This window comes from Bradyrhizobium sp. 157 (genome assembly GCF_023073815.1).
Taxonomy (GTDB): domain Bacteria; phylum Pseudomonadota; class Alphaproteobacteria; order Rhizobiales; family Xanthobacteraceae; genus Bradyrhizobium.
Genome location: NZ_JADPKF010000058.1, coordinates 1 through 17352, shown reverse-complemented (window position 1 = coordinate 17352; position 17352 = coordinate 1). Strand labels below are relative to the sequence as shown.

Sequence of the window (17352 nt, the reverse complement as noted above, 5' to 3'; positions counted from 1 at the left end):
TCAATGGCCGCTTCTCGAGGCCGTATACATGACCGCTCCCCGATCCGTTGCCGAAGCACCAAAAAGCCCTTGCCGAGAGGGGGCCGTCCATACATGACGTGGAGAGTTCTGCTGAAGGCGGCTTATGCCGCCATCGCCTTCTCGAGATTGGCAGCGACCTTGTCGAGGAAGCCGGTCGTGGACAGCCAACGCTGGTCGGCGCCGACCAGGAGCGCGAGGTCCTTGGTCATGTAGCCTTCCTCGACGGTCGCGACGCAGACCTTTTCCAGCGTGTCGGCGAATTTCGCGAGCTCCGGGTTGTTGTCGAGCTTGGCGCGGTGGGCAAGGCCACGGGTCCAGGCGAAGATCGATGCGATCGAGTTGGTCGAGGTTTCCTTGCCCTTCTGGTGCTCGCGGTAGTGCCGGGTCACCGTGCCGTGCGCGGCCTCGGCCTCAACCGTTTTGCCGTCTGGGGTGAGCAGCACTGAGGTCATCAGGCCGAGCGAGCCGTAGCCCTGCGCCACCGTGTCTGACTGCACGTCGCCATCGTAGTTCTTGCAGGCCCAGACATAGCCGCCGGACCATTTCAGCGCGGACGCCACCATATCGTCGATCAGGCGGTGTTCGTAGGTGAGCCGCTTGGCTTCGAATTCCTTCTTGAACTCGCGGTCGTAGATGTCCTGGAAGATGTCCTTGAAGCGGCCGTCATAGACCTTGAGAATCGTGTTCTTGGTCGAGAGGTAGACCGGGTAGCCGCGCAACAGGCCATAGTTGAAGGAGGCGCGGGCGAAGTCGATGATGGAGTCATCGAGGTTGTACATTCCCATCGCGACGCCGGCATCGGGGGACTTGAACACTTCCCTCTCGATCACGGTGCCGTCCTCGCCGACGAATTTCATCGACAGCGTGCCCTTGCCCGGGAACTTGAAGTCGGTGGCGCGGTATTGGTCGCCATAGGCGTGACGGCCGATGATGATCGGCTTGGTCCAGCCGGGAACCAGGCGCGGCACGTTCTTGCAGATGATCGGCTCGCGGAAGATCACGCCGCCCAAGATGTTGCGGATGGTGCCGTTCGGCGATTTCCACATCTCCTTCAGGCCGAATTCCTTCACCCGGGCTTCATCCGGGGTGATGGTGGCGCATTTGACGCCGACGCCGACCTTCTTGATGGCGTTGGCGGCGTCGATCGTGACTTGGTCGTTGGTCTGATCGCGGTACTCCATTCCGAGGTCAAAATAGAGCAGCTCGACATCGAGGAACGGGGTGATCAGCTTGTCCTTGATGTACTGCCAGATGATCCGGGTCATCTCGTCGCCATCGAGTTCGACGACGGGGTTGGTCACCTTGATTTTTGCCATGATGGAGGGGGCCTTTTCTCGGAAAACCGCTGATACGGGCGGGGTGGAGTGATTATGTGCGGCCTATAGCACCGCAAACCGGCCGGCGGAAGCCAAGCCGTTATGCACTTTCAGCCCATTCCTGGAACGTCGCCGGGGTCGCCATTCCCGCCACTACGTACCAGATCACGAACCGCCCGCAGATTAGGGTGCTTGGCAGGCGGAAGCCGGCGCGGCACCAGTTCGGCAAATTCAGCCTCCTTGTAAGGCTTTGATCGAACGTTCAGAAATCTCGGCAGGCTAATTATTTTGCTTGAGAAATTTTCTCCGGCAGGCAATCGAGTATGCCCTGACGAGGGCGTTGAACTCGGCTGTTCAGAAGCTGACTCGAAATCTTCAGAAGTTGAATGAGAGGGTGAAGTTCAGAGAATGTCCGGTTCGGGCACCGATAAAACCAAGTCTGGGTTGGACTTAGCCGGACCGATTGTGATTCTTGTCGAGCCGCAGCTCGGCGAGAATATCGGCATGGCCGCGCGCGCGATGGGCAATTTTGCGCTGTCGCGTTTGCGGATCGTTAACCCGCGCGACGGCTGGCCGAACATCGCGGCGCAACGGGCGGCGGCCGGCGCCGACCAGATTTTGGAACAGGCGCAGTTGTTCGACACGGTGGAGCAGGCGGTCGCCGATCTCACACTGTTGTTCGCGACCACCGCGCGTGCGCATGACCAGGCCAAGCCGGTGGTCTCGCCGGAAGCGGCGGCAGGCGAGATCGTGGCGCATGTCGGAAGCGGCGGCGGGGCCGGTATCCTGTTCGGCCGTGAGCGCTACGGCCTGCAGAACGAGGAGGTGGCGCTCGCCAACCGGATCATCACCTTTCCGGTCAACCCCGGCTTCGCCTCCCTCAATCTGGCGCAGGCGGTGCTGCTGATCGGCTACGAGTGGTTCAAGCATTCAACCGGCGGCGCCCTGCCGTTCGCGATGCCGGAACGGTCGGAGCCGGCCTCGCAGTACCAGATGCAGGCCTTCTTCGACAATCTGGTTCGGGAACTCGACAAGGTCGAATTCCTGCGCCCGCGCGAGAAGCGCGAGACCATGCTGGTGAACCTGCGCAACATCTTCACCCGGATGGACCCGACCAAGCAGGACATGCACACCCTGCACGGCGTGGTGATGGCGATCGCCGAAGGCCGCAAGGGCCCGGCCAGGGGTGGCGTGCTCGACGGCGAACAGGCGACGCGGCTCCGCGCGCTGTTAGCCGAGCACGGGCAGGGGCCGGCGGTGCCCGGCGACAGCTCTACCGTGCGTGGGCTCGCCCGGCTGTTGCGGCGTAACCCGACCGATGCCGAGCGGATATTGTGGCAGGCGCTGACCCGCGACCGCCGCTTCGCCGGTCAGTTCAAGCGCCAGACTCCCGTCGGGCGCCATATCCCCGACTTTGTGTCCTTTGTGCATCGCCTCGCGATCGAGCTGGTCAATCCGAATGAGTCGGAGGCGATTGTGGCCGACCGCGCCGGACGGAAGGCGTGGCTGGAGGCACGCGATTACCGCGTCATCGAGATGCGGGTCGCAGACATCGAGCGGGATCTGGCGACCGAGCTGGAGCGGCTCGAAGAGAGCCTGCGCGACCGCGGCTAGCATCCGGCCGGCGGGCACATTGTCGCGAGGTGGCCGTCGGCGCTGCTGTCCCCGCGCGCACAAAGGGGTAAGCTAGCCCCGCTGGGACAGCACGTCGCTGGACGCCAGTTGCCATGGTGCTTTGATCGCGATCCCGTCGCACCGATCGCGCATTCGACGCCGGTAAGTGTGTCAAGCGGCTGCAGTCTAATCGACAACGCAAATCGGAGGTGTGCGATGGCTACATCTGACTGGCGTCTCGAAGGCGAATGGATCAAGAACTGCAATTGCGCATTTGGCTGTCCGTGCGATTTCAACGCGCGGCCAACCCAGGGCTATTGCAAGGGCCTGGTCGGCATGAGGATCACCAAAGGACACTTCGAGGACACCAGACTCGATGGTCTTGTTTTTGCGGTGACCGTCGATTTTCCCGGTGCGCTGCATGAGGGCAATGGCCAGATGCAGCCGATCATCGACGAGCGCGCCACGCCGGAACAACGCGAGGCGCTGTTCAACATCATGTCCGGCAAGTATTCCGCTGAAGGTACGCTGTTTCATATATTCAGCCTGATCGTGACGAAAATCCATGAACCGGTGTTTGCCCCGTTCGACTTTTCGTTCGACAAGGATGGACGCGTCGCGCGTGTCGTGGCGAAGGGCGTGCTGGAGACCGAGGTCGAGCCGATCAAGAATCCGGTGACCGGACAGCCTCATCGCATTCAAGTCGTGGTGCCCGAGGGCTTCGAACATCGCGCTGCCGAAATCGCCTCGGCGAACATCCGCTCGACCGGTGCGATCAAGTTCGACACCACGGGGTCGCATAGCTCGCTGGCCAACGTCGTTCAGACGCCGGAGGGCGTCGCGGCCTGACGCTGCATTGGAGACGGCATTTCGACGTGCCGTTTCAGTGGCGGAGGTTAAGTCCATGCCCGGGACCTCTGCGCTTGAACAGGCCTTGCGCCACGATCGCCTGATCGTGGCATTCGGCATGGCTGCCGTTGTCGCTTTTGCCTGGGGCTATCTGGCCGCCGGCGCCGGCATCGACATGAGCATGGCCGATATGCCGATGGACCCCGAGCCATGGTCGCCATCGCAGGCCGCGCTGATGTTTACGATGTGGTGGGTGATGATGATCGCGATGATGGTGCCGAGCGCGGCGCCGATGGTGCTGCTGTTCACGGCAATCAAGCGCAGGCAGGCGACGGACAATCCTGTCGTCTCAAGCTGGATCTTTCTCGCCGGCTATCTCCTGATATGGGCCGGCTTCAGCCTGGTCGCGGTCGCGGTGCAGTGGGCACTAGACCAGGCCGGGCTGCTGTCCGGCATGATGGCGAGCACCAGCACCGTACTCGCCGGAATCATACTGCTCGCCGCCGGGCTGTACCAGCTCTCGCCGATCAAGCGCGCCTGTCTGCGCTATTGCCAGAATCCGGTATTGTTCCTGAGCCAATACTGGCAACCTGGTGCCATGGGCGCGCTGCGCATGGGTTTTCGGCATGGCAGCTACTGTGTCGGCTGTTGCTGGTTTCTCATGGCGCTGCTGTTCGTTGCCGGCGTCATGAACCTGGTGTGGATCGCGGCGGTCGCGATCTATGTCGCCTTCGAGAAGCTGCTGGCGCGCAGTCCATGGCTCAGCCGCGCCGCGGGCGTGGGCTTGATTGTAGCCGGTGGAATTGTCCTCGCGCGCGGCGTGACCGCCACGGCTTCCGCGTCTCTCTAAAATGAAATTAGGTTTGATTGCGACCGCGAAGAAGGTGCGCTCCCTCTCCCGCTTGCGGGGGAGGGTTGGGGTGGGGGTGTCTCCGCGGGCGATACTGCCCAGTGGAGAGAGCCCCCACCCGGCGCTTCGCGCCGACCTCCCCCGCAAGCGGGAGAGGTGAAGCGCGTCTGCGGCCAAATCGATCTAACCAAAAATCATTATGCTCTAGCTCGATCGGCGACCTCGTCGCCGCTGCCGCCTCAGACGGCGACCAACTCCGCAGGCGCGTTACCGGCGCGCTTCGTCTTCTTTATCCTGGAAGGCCCGAGCAGAGGGCTCGCGGCAAGACCTGCAGTATCCGCCACGCCGGGATCGCGCGAGACCATCGCAGCGACGATGGCGCCGTCGATCAGCAATGCGAGTTGATGGGCGAGCACCTGCGGCTCAGACGCACCCATCTCAGTGGCGAGCTTTTCGATATGCGCCAGCACCACCTTTTTGTGGCGGAGCGCGATGTTGCGGAACTGCTTGGCGTCCTTGTCGTGTTCGGCGACCGCGTTGATGAAGGGGCAGCCGTAGAAGCGCTCCTCGGCGAACCAGCGCTTCAGCGCCGGAAAGATCCGCTTCAGCTTCGCCTGCGCATCGCCGCCGCCGTCCTCCATCGCGCCGATGAACCATTCGCGCCACGCCTTGCCTTCGCTCTCGAGCACGGCATTGACCAGGTTGGTCTTCGATCTGAACAATTTGTAGAGCGTGGTCTTCGCGGTGCCGGCCTCGTCGATGATGGCGTCGATGCCGGTGGCGTTGATGCCGTCCTTGCAGAACAGATGCGTCGCCGCGCTGAGCAGGCGGCCGCGCGCGGACTCCTCGTCGCCTGCGGCCGAGGCCGCGACAGCTTTCCTCTTGGAAACTGATTTGCCCATGCGCGCCAGTTAATCGGAGCGCGGCGCAATCATCAAGTCGCATCTTTGCGCCGAAAATAATCGCGCCGGCGCGGCAATTGCTTCGCGCGTGAGCAGCGCGGCGCTGATCAATTTCCGGGCAGGCATTGCTAAGCAACGACAGACGTTCGGCTTTTGATTTGAGCCAGTTCTGGCACGCTTCATGCAGGAAACAGAACGTTCGGTATCCTACCCTAGGGAGAGAAATGATGACCGCGGTCGCTCAAAAAACGGTGCTTACGGGCTGCCTGGCCCCGATCGACAAGAACGGGCTGGAGCAGCTCATCGCCAATGGCAAGGCCAATCCGAAGGTCATCAAGACCTTGAAATGCAAGACGGTGGCGGAGGGCAAGTTCCGTCACGCCAACTACATCCGCAATCTCGCGCCCTATATCGTCGACGAGCCGCCGGGCCTTTTGGGCGACGACACCGCGCCCAATCCTTCCGAAGCCTCGCTCGCCGCGCTCGGCTCCTGCCTTGCGGTCGGCCTGCACGCCAACGCCGTTCATCGCGGCTGGATCGTCAACAAGCTCGAACTCGAACTGGAAGGCGACCTCAACATCACCGCGGTGTGGGGCACCGGCGATATCAGCGAGAAGCCGGTCGGCTTCACCGATGTCCGCGTTAAGGTCGACATGGAATGCGAGGGCATTCCTAAGAGCGAGATCGATGCGCTGGTCGCCCACGTCAAGAAGTGGTCGCCGGTCGCCAACACGTTTACGCGGCCGGTCAATCTCGACGTCAGCGCATAAGCGGCAGCAACAAGCACTGGGGTGCGGAGGGTCTCATGGGTTCAGTGGCGATATCGCGGCTCGCAGTCGACGACGATCTCCCATCGGCATCGATCGTCGATCAAGTCGCGGCGATTGCGCGTCGAGACCTCGCACCCCAGGCTGCGGCGATCGACGAAGGCACCGTCTATCCGGATGCCTTGCTGCGGCGTCTAGGCGGCGCCGGCGCATGGGGCAGTCACCAACCCGTGAATGGCGCAGCCGATCTGCGCTGCGCCATTCAGTCGATCGCCGCGCTCGGCGAGGTCTGCGGCGCCACCGCCTTCATGGCGTGGTGTCAGAACACGCTGGTCTGGTACGCCTCGAATTCGAACAATCCAAAACTCGTCGCCGAATTCGCCGGCAAGTTTGCCAGCGGTGAGATTCTCGGCGGCACCGGGCTGTCCAACCCGATGAAGAGTTTCTTCGGTATCGAGAAGCTGAAACTCAGGGGACGCAAGGTCGAGGGTGGCTACGTCGTGCGCGGCGCGCTGCCATGGGTCTCGAACCTGGGTGCAGACCATTACTTCGGCACCATCTTTGAGCGGGAGGACGAGGGGGGCGGCATCGTCATGTTCCTCGCCGACTGTTCGAATCCCGCGATTACCCTGCAGCCGTGCAAGCCGTTCCTGGCGATGGACGGCACCGGCACCTATGGCGCGCAGTTCCGCGATGTTTTCGTGCCTGACGAACTCATTCTCGCCGAGCCGGCCGGACCGTTCGTCAAAAAAATCCGCGCCGGTTTCATCCTGCTGCAAGCCGGCATGGCGCTCGGCCTGATCAAGGATTGCATCCAGATCATGGACGAAGTCGAGGCGCCGCTCGGCCACGTCAACCGCTATCTGCCGCAGCAACCTGTCCAGTTCCACGAACTCCATGCCGAGTTCGAGAAGGAGACGATGGCGCTGGCGCGCGACCCCTACAATTCCGACGATAGCTACTGGCGCCGCGTCATCGCGCTGCGGCTCAGACTCGGCGACGCCAGCGTCGCGGCTGCGCATGCAGCAATGCTCCATTGCGGCGCGCGCGGCTACCTGAAGAGCCACCGCGCCCAGCGGCGAGTGCGCGAAGCCTATTTCGTCGCCATCGTCACGCCCGCCACCAAGCAGCTTCGCAAGATGCTGGCCGGCGACGAACCCTAAAGGGATTTCCGATCGACCCAACCAGCAACCACACAACAGGAGAGGCCTGCCATGACGGACGTTCTGATTACTGCCGGCGAACTCGCGGAATTCCTCACGCAAGAGCCGTGTGTCGTCATCGACACCCGCAATCCCGAGGCTTACGGCGCGGGGCATCTCCCGAACGCCGTCAACGTCCATGAAATCTTCACCTACCTCGCAACGTCGACGCCGGAAGGTATTCACGAGCTCAAGACAAAATTCGCCGATGCGTTCGGCGCCGCCGGGCTTTCGGGCAAGGAGACCGCCGTCATCTACGAGCAGTCGATGAATTCCGGGTTCGGCCAATCCTGTCGCGGCTACTATCTTCTCACCATGCTCGGCTATCCCAAGATCAAGGTGCTGCATGGCGGTTACGATGCCTGGGTCTTGGCCGGCCTGCCGGTGACTCAGGACGTGCCGTCGCCGGTGAAGGCGTCGTTCGCGATCGTACCTGAAGCGGGCGACATCCTGATCGACGCCAAGACCATGCTGGCCGCTGTCGGCAAACCGGGCATTGCGCTGCTCGATGTGCGCGACATTGACGAGTGGATCGGCGAAAGCTCTTCCCCTTACGGCAAGGATTTTTGCCCGCGCAAAGGACGCATCCCCGGCGCCGTCTGGCTCGAATGGTACCGCATGATGAAGCCGACCGCCGAAGGACCGCGCTTCAAGTCCAAGAACGAGATTCTGGCGGAATGCGCCACCGTCGGCATCTCGGAGAATACGCCGGTCTATCTCTACTGCTTCAAGGGCGCGCGCGCCTCCAACACGTTCCTCGCGTTGAAGAACGCCGGCGTGAAGGACGTGCGGATGTATTTCGGCTCCTGGAACGAATGGTCGCGCGATCCCTCGCTGCCGATCGAGGAGGGCCTGCCGATGGAGGCGAAGCTCACCACCAAGGCGGCGTAATGAAGCGTTCGACGTCTGCGGCCTGATTCGACGGGATCAGGCTGCAGGCGGGTGTCCTCGAGATCAACGCAACATCGCGACGTGGTGGAACCGCGCCACCGCGTCGCTCTGGTGTTCCCAGCCTCCAATGCGTATAATCACGACGCACTTGGTGGTCGCACGCACGAATGTCTGATTTCACACGCAGCTTAGGTTTCACACTCGCTTTCGCGATGCTCTGTCTCGGCGCGCCAGCGGCCCATGCGCAGGCCTCGCCGGTAAACTACTGGATCCCCGGCTGGCCGATGGGTTTTAGCGGCGATGCGGGCGAGAGCGCGAACAGCTACGGCAACTTTCCGAGCTTCGACTTCCGCGACGTCGGAAACGGCTCTTCCTATGCGCGCTACAATTTTTCTAACGGCTTTTTTGTCGGCAGCCAGCGCAGCAACATTGTTTTCAACGGCCTCAGCCAGAGTGCGTTCGGCAGTTTCGGCTCGCTCTACAGCGAAGGCGTGCAGTTCGGCTACAGCCTCAAGAACAGCGGCTTGCCCGTCACCTTCTATGCCGGGTTCGACACGCTGAAATACAATACCGGCATCGGCGGCCCTTTTGCGCCGTTCGACTCCAAGTCCGGCACGCTGCCGATCTCCAGCGTGAATGCCGGCGTCGAATTCCAGGCGACGTCGAATCTTAGCCTGTCGCTTGGGGTCGGCTATGTGCAGCAGTCGGGCCGGCTCGACAGCGAGATCAATTCGCTGCCTGGGGCATCACCGTTTGCCATTGGCGGCCGCCGCTAACGCGAACCTCGAGAACAAGCCCGCCGTGACTAAAGCATGACGAAATTGAGTTTGATTGCGACCACGAAGAAGGTGCGCTCCCTCTCCCGCTTGCGGGGGAGGGCCGGGGCGGGGGTGTCTCCGCGGTCGACACTGCCCGAGTGGAGAGAGCCCCACCCGGCGCTTCGCGCCGACCTCCCCCGCAAGCGGGAGAGGTGAAGCGCGTCTGCGGCAGCGCCGCGCGAATGTTGGCGCGTTCGTGCTGATTACGCGGCCTGGGTATTGCCCCTTGCCGCCTTGGTCTCTCGAACGGGCGGCAAGCCGAACATGCGCCCGTATTCCCGCGTGAACTGAGAGACGCTCTCGTAGCCGACCGCGAATGCCGCGCTACTCGAGGTCACTCCATCCGACAGCATCAGCCGTCTCGCCTCGATCAGACGCAATTGTTTCTGGAACTGAAGCGGAGAAAGAGATGTCACGGTGCGAAAGTGCTGGTGGAAGGACGATGGGCTCATCCCGGCAACAGCCGCCAGGCGCGCGACCCGCAATGGCTGAGTGAACTCGGCTCGAAGCACCGCGACCGCGCGCGCTACACGCTGCGCATGGCCGTCCGGCCAGCCAAGGCGTCGGATCGCCGCCCCGTGCCGTCCGGAAAGGAGCCAGTAGTGCATCTCGCGCACCAACTGCGTGCGCAGCACTGGCACCGATGCCGGGCGCTCAATCAAGCGTATCAGCCGAAGCGCCGCGTCGGCGACCTCGGCATCGGTGGGCTCGTGGTGCACGGGCGCGCCCTCGGCAATCGGCACCGCCTTCATCTCCACGGCGAGGTCTGCGATCACCGCCGGATCCAGGTCCAGTACAAGCGAGAAGTAAGGCACGGCGATGCTCGCCCGCGTGATCCGGCTCACCGTTGGCACGTCAGCCGTGATCAACAGAGAGTCGCCAGCGCGGAACGTGAAGGCACGATTGCCCATCGTCACGTGCTTGGTTCCCTGCAGCACGAGGCACACGAGCGGTCGGGAGATCGCGTAGTCCAGGCCGCTCGGTGCGGTCGCACGAATGGTCGTCAGGCCAGGAATCGGAGTCCGAGCGACCCCGGCCGGATCAGCATAGACCTCCGCATAGCGGCGAACAGCCTTGAGGAGAGTGTCGGTCATGCGGCGATCCTATCGCGCCTGAACCGATGCGTAAATTCGATCTGTAGGAATAGGCAAAGAACGTCGAGGTTCCGGCAACAAAGGCCAGCTCCCGGGCTGCATATCAGCGCGGCCACACAAGCAACAGGAGCCTAGCATGACCAAGATCGCTCTCATCACCGGAGCAAGCCGCGGGCTTGGCCGGAACACTGCGCTCAACATCGCCCGCGAGGGTAGCGACGTCATCATCACTTATCAAAGCCTTGAGGAAGGCGCTCGAGCCGTTGTCGCCGAGATAGTGGCGATGGGGCGCAGGGCGATCTCACTCCAACTCGACCTTAGCGATGTCTCTGCTTTCAAGCCTTTCGCCGAGCAGCTGCGGACGGCGCTGCGGAAGATCTGGCAGCGCGATACGTTCGATCACCTTGTCAACAACGCCGGCCATGGTGACATGGCTTCGATCGCGGAAACGACCGAGGCGCAGTTCGACAAATTGGTCAACGTCCATTTCAAGGGCGTGTTCTTCCTCACTCAGGCGCTGTTGCCGCTGATCGCGGACGGCGGCCGGATCGTGAACCTGTCCTCCGGCCTTACCCGCATCTCCTTCCCCGGCTTCTCCGTCTATTCGGCAGTGAAGGGTGCGGTCGAGGTCCTCAGCGTTTACATGGCGAAGGAACTCGGCAGCCGCGGCATCGCGGTCAATACCGTGGCGCCGGGCGCGATCGAGACAGACTTCCTCGGTGGCGCGGTCCGCGACACGCCGGATCTCAACAAGACCTTCGCGGGCATGACTGCCCTTGGTCGTGTCGGTGTGCCTGAGGACATCGGCCCAATGATCGCGAAGCTGTTGACCGACGACAATCGCTGGATCAACGCCCAGCGGATCGAAGTCTCCGGCGGCCAGGTCATTTGACCGACGAGCCGGGTCAGTCCGAGGGCCGCGTCTATCCGCTGGGGCAAGCGGATCCGCGCGGCCGCGGGGCTATCCCCAGCGCCTTGATCCGCGAGGCCAGCGTGGTCGGCTTGATATCCAGCATCTCCGCCGCACCGCCGGGGCCGAACACCTTGCCGGAACACGCCTGAAGCGCGGCGAGAATGTTGGCGCGTTCGTGCGCGCGCATTTCTGCTGTGGTCATGACCGTCGGGCGGGCATCGGCTTTCACGTGCGCTGATCCCGGTGCTGGCTGAGCATCGGACGGCTCGGGCAGGTCGATGCGCAAGCGGCCATTCTGCGCGAGGATCGCCGCTCGCTCGATTACGTTCTGCAATTCGCGGACGTTACCGGGCCAGTCGTAGCGCGAAAGCCGGCGCGCATCGCCCTCCGACAAGCGAAGCTCAGATTTCAGCGCCTTGCTTTCGCGCGTCAGAAAATGCTGTGCCAGGAGCGGAATGTCCTCGCGGCGCTCGCGCAACGGGACTGACTCGACCGGAAACACGTTGAGGCGGAAATAGAGGTCCTCGCGAAACCGGCCGCGCTGCACTTCCTGCTTGAGGTCGCGGTTGGTGGCGGCGATCACGCGCACGTCCACCGCGCGGGTGCGCTCCTCGCCGACACGTTCGAAATTGCCTTCCTGCAGCACCCGTAGCAGCTTGCCCTGCAGCTCCAGCGGGATCTCGCCGACCTCGTCGAGAAACAGCGTGCCGCCGTCGGCAAGCTCGAACCGTCCGATGCGGTCGCGCATCGCGCCGGTGAAGGCACCTCGGACATGGCCGAAGAATTCGCTCTCAAAGAGTTCGCGCGGGATTGCCGCGCAGTTGACGCGGATCAGCGGCCGGTCGCGGCGGCTGCTCGCCTCATGAATGGCGCGCGCGATCAATTCCTTGCCGGTGCCGGACTCGCCGGTGATCATCACGGCGGCGGTGGTCGGCGCCACCAGCTTGACCTGGCGCAGCGTCTTCTGGATCGCCTCGCTCTGGCCGATGATGCCGCGCGGATTGGTCTCGATGCGGATTTCTTCCTGCAAATAGGCGTTTTCCAGCTCCAGCCGCTCGCGCAGCCGATCGACTTCGGCAAGCGCAGCATGCAGCTTCTCGTCGGCCTCGCGGCGCTGGCTGACGTCACGGAATACAATGACCGCGCCAACCACGACGCCGCGGTCGCGGATCGGCGTCGAGGTATATTCGACCCAGACCGGCGTGCCATCCTTGCGCCAGAACACCTCGCCCTCGACCTGGTGCACGGCGCCGTCGCGAAACGCCGCGTAAATCGGGCAGTCATGATCGGGATAGTGCCGCCCGTCATGATGGGTGTGATGAACGATCGGGTGGATTGCCTTGCCGACCAATTCTTCCGCGCCCCAGCCCAGCATGCGTTCGGCGGCCGGATTGACGAAGGTGGTCTTGCCCTCGGCGTTGACGCCGTAAATGCCTTCGCCGGCGGCACGCAGGATGAGCTGGTTTTCGCGCTCGATATCCTGGAACACCCGCTCGACGCGTTGCCAGGTCGCGATTCCGCCGCGCATGTGGTCTTCGGCCGCCGCATCGACATAGCGCCGGCGGCGCGCGTCGAGGTCGCTCATCGTGAGCAGCACCAGCGAGCGGCCGTCGCCGGGCACGAGTGAGCCGGCGTATTCCAGGCGCAGGCTTTGCCCCGTGGCGTGGCGCGGGGTCAGCGCGTTGGTCCAGTACGCGCCCTTGTCGAGCACGGCTTGCGTGAACACGATCAGCGCCGGCAGTTGCCCGGCGTGCAAGGCACTGACTTTGGTCTGCCGCAACAAGGCGCGGTCGTAGCCGAGCAGGGTGCAGGCGGCCGGATTGGCGTCGAGGATCTGGTCGGCATGGGGATCGAGCAGCAGCGCGGGCTCGATCGCGAATTCGAACGCGGCCGCGCGCAGTTCGGCATCCTGCGGTGGCGCGGTTGAGCCGAGGGCCAGATCCATCCGGTTGATACTCCGAAATTTCGTAATTCAGCTACGACATTTCGTGTATCACGAATTTTCGTAGCCGCCAATGTCAGCAGAATCCCTGTGATGTCAGAGCCATTGCCGCAGAACGGGGCTGGCATGTGGCTTGCTTAATAAGGGGGCAAACGTCGCGCAGGAGGGCTGATGTCTACCTTCGACAATCCATTCGATCCCAACCGTCGTCTTCATGCCGGTGGCTGTAGCTGCGGCCAGCATGTCAGCGAGGCCGAGCACCAGGCCGTCCAACTGCAGGCCGAGGCGGCCATCGAGAGCGAACAGAAACGCTACGAAGGGGTGGTCGCCTCCGCCGTGATGCGCGCGATGTTCCCGCAGGACGTCGCGCGACGCGCGTTTTTGAAGTCGGTAGGAGCGGCAACCGCCGCGGCGGCATTATCGCAATTCTTCCCGCTCAAGACCGCGACTGAAGCATTCGCGCAAGGCGGGCCGCTGGAAAAGAAGGACCTCAAGGTCGGCTTCATCCCGATCACCTGCGCCACGCCGATCATCATGGCCGCGCCGATGGGGTTCTATGCCAAGAACGGCCTGAATGTCGAAGTGATCAAGACCGCCGGCTGGGCCGTCATTCGCGACAAGACCATCAACAAGGAATACGACGCGGCCCACATGCTGTCGCCGATGCCGCTCGCCATCACGATGGGCGCCGGCTCGAATCCGATTCCCTACACCATGCCGGCGGTCGAAAACATCAACGGCCAGGCGATCACGCTGTCGGTCAAGCACAAGGACAAGCGCAATCCGAAGGACTGGAAGGGTTTTAAGTTCGCCGTGCCCTTCGACTACTCGATGCACAACTACCTGCTGCGCTATTACCTTGCCGAGCACGGCATCGATCCCGATGCCGACGTGCAGATCCGCGCGGTGCCGCCGCCGGAAATGGTCGCCAACCTGCGCGCCGACAACATCGACGGCTTTCTCGGGCCCGACCCGATGAACCAGCGCGCCGTGTTTGACGGCGCGGGCTTCATCCACATCCTGACCAAGGACATCTGGGAAGGGCATCCGTGCTGCGCCTTCGCCGCGTCGAAGGAATTCGTCACGTCGATGCCGAATACCTACGGCGCGCTGCTCAAATCGATCATCGAAGCCACCGCGTACGCGCACAAGGCGGAGAACCGCAAGGAGATTGCCGCCGCGATCGCGCCGGCGAACTATCTCAATCAGCCGCCGATCGTGCTGGAGCAGGTTTTGACCGGCACCTTCGCCGATGGGCTGGGCAACATCGTCACGCAGCCGAACCGTGTCGATTTCGATCCGTTCCCGTGGCAGTCGTTTGCGGTGTGGATCATGACCCAGATGAAGCGCTGGGGACAGATCAAGGGCGACATCGACTATGCGGGCATTGCCGCGCAGGTCTATCTCGCCACCGACGCCGCCAAGCTGATGAAGCAAGCAGGACTAACGCCGCCCACCGCAACCACCAAGAGTTTTTCGGTGATGGGCAAGACGTTCGATCCTGCGAAGCCCGAGGATTATCTCGCCAGCTTCAAGATCAGGAAGGCGTCGTGATGAATCCCGGTTTCGTGTCCCGGATGCGATGCAGCGCGCAGCACGGAGTGCGTGGCGATGCTTCGCGAAGCCGGGACCGCCTCGCGCTCGGTGGGTCCCGGTTCAGCAGCGCAGCACTGCGCTGCGCTTCGTGCTGCGCCGCGCCCGGGACAGGGAGCTTGTCGTCATGACCTCATCCCTCCGTTTCCGCGCGGCCGTGGTTTCGATCGTGCTGTTCGCGGCGTTCCTCGGCATCTGGCATCTCGCCACCCGCTCGACGGGCGCTGTCGGCAACATGTCGCCGGAATACGCCAAGCTGATGGGGCTGACGGCGACCCAGGGCAAGTCGGCGATGCCGGGTCCATCAGATGTCGGCGCGAAATTGTGGGAGCATCTCAGGCAACCGTTCTACGACAACGGCCCGAACGACAAGGGGCTCGGGATCCAGCTCGGCTATTCCATCGCCCGCGTCGGCCTCGGCTACTTTCTCGCCGTCATCGTCGCGATCCCGCTCGGCTTCCTGATCGGCATGTCGCCTTTGATCAGCAAGGCGCTGGATCCGTTCATCCAGGTGCTGAAGCCGATCTCGCCGCTCGCCTGGATGCCGCTTGCGCTTTACACCATCAAGGATTCCTCGATCTCGGCGATCTTCGTCATCTTCATCTGCTCGGTGTGGCCGATGCTGCTCAACACGGCCTTCGGCGTCGCCGCGGTGCGCAAGGAATGGATCAACGTCGCGCGCACGCTGGAAGTCGGCACCGTCAGGCGGGCCTTCACGGTGATCCTGCCAGCGGCGGCGCCGACGATCCTGACTGGCATGCGGATTTCGATCGGCATCGCCTGGCTCGTGATCGTCGCGGCCGAGATGCTCGTCGGCGGCACCGGCATTGGTTACTTCGTCTGGAACGAGTGGAACAATCTCTCCATTACCAACGTCATCATCGCCATCCTCATGATCGGCATCGTCGGAATGCTGCTCGACCAGATCCTGGCGCGGTTTACGCGCATGGTCACGTTCCCGGAGTGATGGCGATGACCGACAAATTCATTTCCATCGAGGGGATCGCGCGGCGCTATCCCGGCGCGGGTGGCGGCGAGACCACGATTTTCGAGGATCTCTGGCTGTCGATGAAGCGCGGCGAATTCGGCTGCGTGATCGGGCATTCCGGCTGCGGCAAGACTACGGTGTTGAACATTCTGGCCGGTCTCGACGAGCCGAGCGAGGGCGCGGTCATCGTCGACGGACAGGCCATTGAAGGCACGAGCCTCGACCGCGCCGTGATCTTCCAGAGCCATGCGCTGCTGCCCTGGCGCACAGTGCTCGGCAACGTCGCCTATGCCGTGACCTCGAAATGGCGGAACTGGGACCGCGCCAAGGTCAAGGCGCATGCGCAAAAGTTCATCGACCTGGTCGGGCTGACCGGCTCGGAGCACAAGCGCCCGTCCGAACTGTCCGGCGGCATGAAGCAGCGCGTCGGCATTGCGCGGGCGCTCTCGATCACGCCAAAGATCATGCTGATGGACGAGCCGTTCTCGGCGCTGGATGCGCTGACGCGCGGCACGCTGCAGGACGAGGTGCGGCGCATTTGCCTCGAGACCGGGCAGACCGCGTTCATGATCACCCATGATGTCGATGAGGCGATCTATCTCGCCGACAAGATTTTTCTGATGACCAATGGTCCGGGCGCCGTGCTGGCGGAGATCGTGGAAAATCCGCTGCCGAAGGATCGCGGCCGCATCGATCTGCACCGCCATCCGCTCTATTACGCGGTGCGCAATCACATCGTCGATTTTCTGGTCAGCCGCAGCAAGACGTTTGCCGCCACGGTGACCGATCATGATCCGCGCAACGTGCCGGTGGTGCGGCCCGGCAAGCCGGAACTGGTGGTTGCAGCGGAGGCAGAAGAGTCAACGCAGGCGTCATGGCCGGGCTTGGCCCGGCCATCCACGTCTTCCCAAGGTTAGCCAAACAAGTACGTGGATGCCCGGGACAAGCCCGGGCATGACGGGTGTTGAAGGAGAGACGAAGCATGAAGCGCGAAGACCTCACCGAAAAGCTGCTCGACATCAAGCGCGAGAAGGGCTGGAGCTGGAAACATATCTGCGAAAAGATCGGCGGCTATTCGGAAGTGCTGATCGTCGGCGCCATCATGGGCCAGATGAAGCTGACGAAGCCGCAGGCCGCCAACGCCGGCGAGTTGTTCGGGCTGTCGAAATCGGAAACAGCGATGCTCAACGAGGTGCCGATGCGCGGCACCGGCACGCCGATGCCGCCGACCGATCCCTTGATCTACCGGTTCTACGAAATGGTGATGGTCAACGGGCCGGCATGGAAGGCGCTGATCGAGGAAGAATTCGGCGACGGCATCATGTCGGCGATCGATTTCGACATGGCGATCGACCGCGTCGCCAATCCGAAGGGCGACCGGGTCAAGATCACGATGTCCGGAAAATTCCTGCCGTACAAATATTACGGCGCCAGCGGCAATGTGCCGGAGTATGGATTCAAGGAGGGGTGACGCATCTCTCCACGGTCATTGCTGTGCATGTTCACTAATTCGCTGATTGGATCGCTCCACTGGAGGACGATCCAATGCGCGATAACAGCTACGACCGGACGATTGAACGCAACTATCTGCA

General features: G+C 62.8%; 16 protein-coding genes. 12 read left to right on the top strand and 4 right to left on the bottom strand.

Annotation, left to right across the window (positions count from 1 at the left end; genetic code table 11):
* Nucleotides 1-122 precede the first annotated feature (122 nt).
* A complete protein-coding gene (locus IVA95_RS12400) occupies nucleotides 123-1337 on the bottom strand; it encodes an NADP-dependent isocitrate dehydrogenase (protein ID WP_247510733.1) in 1215 nt (404 codons plus the stop codon).
* Nucleotides 1338-1745: 408 nt separating this feature from the next.
* Between IVA95_RS12400 and IVA95_RS12395 the strand changes: the two genes are divergently transcribed.
* From IVA95_RS12395 to IVA95_RS12385, 3 genes are all read left to right on the top strand, one after another.
* Entirely contained in the window at nucleotides 1746-2951 is a 1206-nt protein-coding gene (locus IVA95_RS12395; RefSeq protein WP_247510732.1) for a TrmJ/YjtD family RNA methyltransferase, read from the top strand.
* A gap of 216 nt (nucleotides 2952-3167) precedes the next feature.
* Nucleotides 3168-3800, top strand: a complete 633-nt coding sequence (locus IVA95_RS12390; RefSeq protein ID WP_247510731.1) for a DUF1326 domain-containing protein — start codon at nucleotides 3168-3170, stop codon at nucleotides 3798-3800.
* A 55-nt stretch (nucleotides 3801-3855) separates the two neighbouring features.
* Nucleotides 3856-4650 carry a DUF2182 domain-containing protein gene (locus tag IVA95_RS12385; RefSeq protein WP_247510730.1) on the top strand — a complete coding sequence of 265 codons (795 nt, stop codon included), beginning with the start codon at nucleotides 3856-3858 and terminating at the stop codon, nucleotides 4648-4650.
* A gap of 239 nt (nucleotides 4651-4889) precedes the next feature.
* Here IVA95_RS12385 and IVA95_RS12380 read toward each other — a convergent pair whose 3' ends face one another.
* Nucleotides 4890-5552, bottom strand: a complete 663-nt coding sequence (locus tag IVA95_RS12380; protein ID WP_247510729.1) for a TetR/AcrR family transcriptional regulator — start codon at nucleotides 5550-5552, stop codon at nucleotides 4890-4892.
* 227 nt (nucleotides 5553-5779) lie between these two features.
* Here IVA95_RS12380 and IVA95_RS12375 point away from each other — a divergent pair, with 227 nt between their 5' ends.
* From IVA95_RS12375 to IVA95_RS12360, 4 genes are all read left to right on the top strand, one after another.
* Nucleotides 5780-6322, top strand: coding sequence for an OsmC family protein (locus IVA95_RS12375; protein ID WP_247510728.1), 543 nt, complete (start codon nucleotides 5780-5782; stop codon nucleotides 6320-6322).
* A gap of 35 nt (nucleotides 6323-6357) precedes the next feature.
* Entirely contained in the window at nucleotides 6358-7482 is a 1125-nt protein-coding gene (locus tag IVA95_RS12370) for an acyl-CoA dehydrogenase family protein (RefSeq protein WP_247510727.1), read from the top strand.
* Nucleotides 7483-7533: 51 nt separating this feature from the next.
* Nucleotides 7534-8412 (top strand): sulfurtransferase, encoded by an 879-nt coding sequence (locus IVA95_RS12365; RefSeq protein WP_247510726.1) that lies wholly within the window; start codon nucleotides 7534-7536, stop codon nucleotides 8410-8412.
* Between the two features lie 167 nt (nucleotides 8413-8579).
* A complete protein-coding gene (locus IVA95_RS12360; protein WP_247510725.1) occupies nucleotides 8580-9188 on the top strand; it encodes a hypothetical protein in 609 nt (202 codons plus the stop codon).
* A 245-nt stretch (nucleotides 9189-9433) separates the two neighbouring features.
* Here IVA95_RS12360 and IVA95_RS12355 read toward each other — a convergent pair whose 3' ends face one another.
* Nucleotides 9434-10324 carry an AraC family transcriptional regulator gene (locus tag IVA95_RS12355; protein WP_247510724.1) on the bottom strand — a complete coding sequence of 297 codons (891 nt, stop codon included), beginning with the start codon at nucleotides 10322-10324 and terminating at the stop codon, nucleotides 9434-9436.
* 136 nt (nucleotides 10325-10460) lie between these two features.
* On the opposite strand from IVA95_RS12355, the gene IVA95_RS12350 reads away from it, so the two are divergent.
* Nucleotides 10461-11216, top strand: a complete 756-nt coding sequence (locus IVA95_RS12350; protein ID WP_247510723.1) for an SDR family oxidoreductase — start codon at nucleotides 10461-10463, stop codon at nucleotides 11214-11216.
* A gap of 31 nt (nucleotides 11217-11247) precedes the next feature.
* Here IVA95_RS12350 and IVA95_RS12345 read toward each other — a convergent pair whose 3' ends face one another.
* Entirely contained in the window at nucleotides 11248-13182 is a 1935-nt protein-coding gene (locus IVA95_RS12345; protein ID WP_247510722.1) for a sigma 54-interacting transcriptional regulator, read from the bottom strand.
* A 168-nt stretch (nucleotides 13183-13350) separates the two neighbouring features.
* On the opposite strand from IVA95_RS12345, the gene IVA95_RS12340 reads away from it, so the two are divergent.
* From IVA95_RS12340 to cynS, 4 genes are all read left to right on the top strand, one after another.
* Nucleotides 13351-14733 carry a CmpA/NrtA family ABC transporter substrate-binding protein gene (locus IVA95_RS12340; protein ID WP_247510721.1) on the top strand — a complete coding sequence of 461 codons (1383 nt, stop codon included), beginning with the start codon at nucleotides 13351-13353 and terminating at the stop codon, nucleotides 14731-14733.
* A 166-nt stretch (nucleotides 14734-14899) separates the two neighbouring features.
* Nucleotides 14900-15739, top strand: a complete 840-nt coding sequence (gene ntrB / locus IVA95_RS12335) for a nitrate ABC transporter permease (RefSeq protein ID WP_247510720.1) — start codon at nucleotides 14900-14902, stop codon at nucleotides 15737-15739.
* 5 nt (nucleotides 15740-15744) lie between these two features.
* Nucleotides 15745-16677 carry an ABC transporter ATP-binding protein gene (locus tag IVA95_RS12330; protein WP_247510719.1) on the top strand — a complete coding sequence of 311 codons (933 nt, stop codon included), beginning with the start codon at nucleotides 15745-15747 and terminating at the stop codon, nucleotides 16675-16677.
* A 65-nt stretch (nucleotides 16678-16742) separates the two neighbouring features.
* Nucleotides 16743-17231, top strand: coding sequence for a cyanase (gene cynS / locus IVA95_RS12325; protein WP_247510718.1), 489 nt, complete (start codon nucleotides 16743-16745; stop codon nucleotides 17229-17231).
* Nucleotides 17232-17352 lie beyond the last annotated feature (121 nt).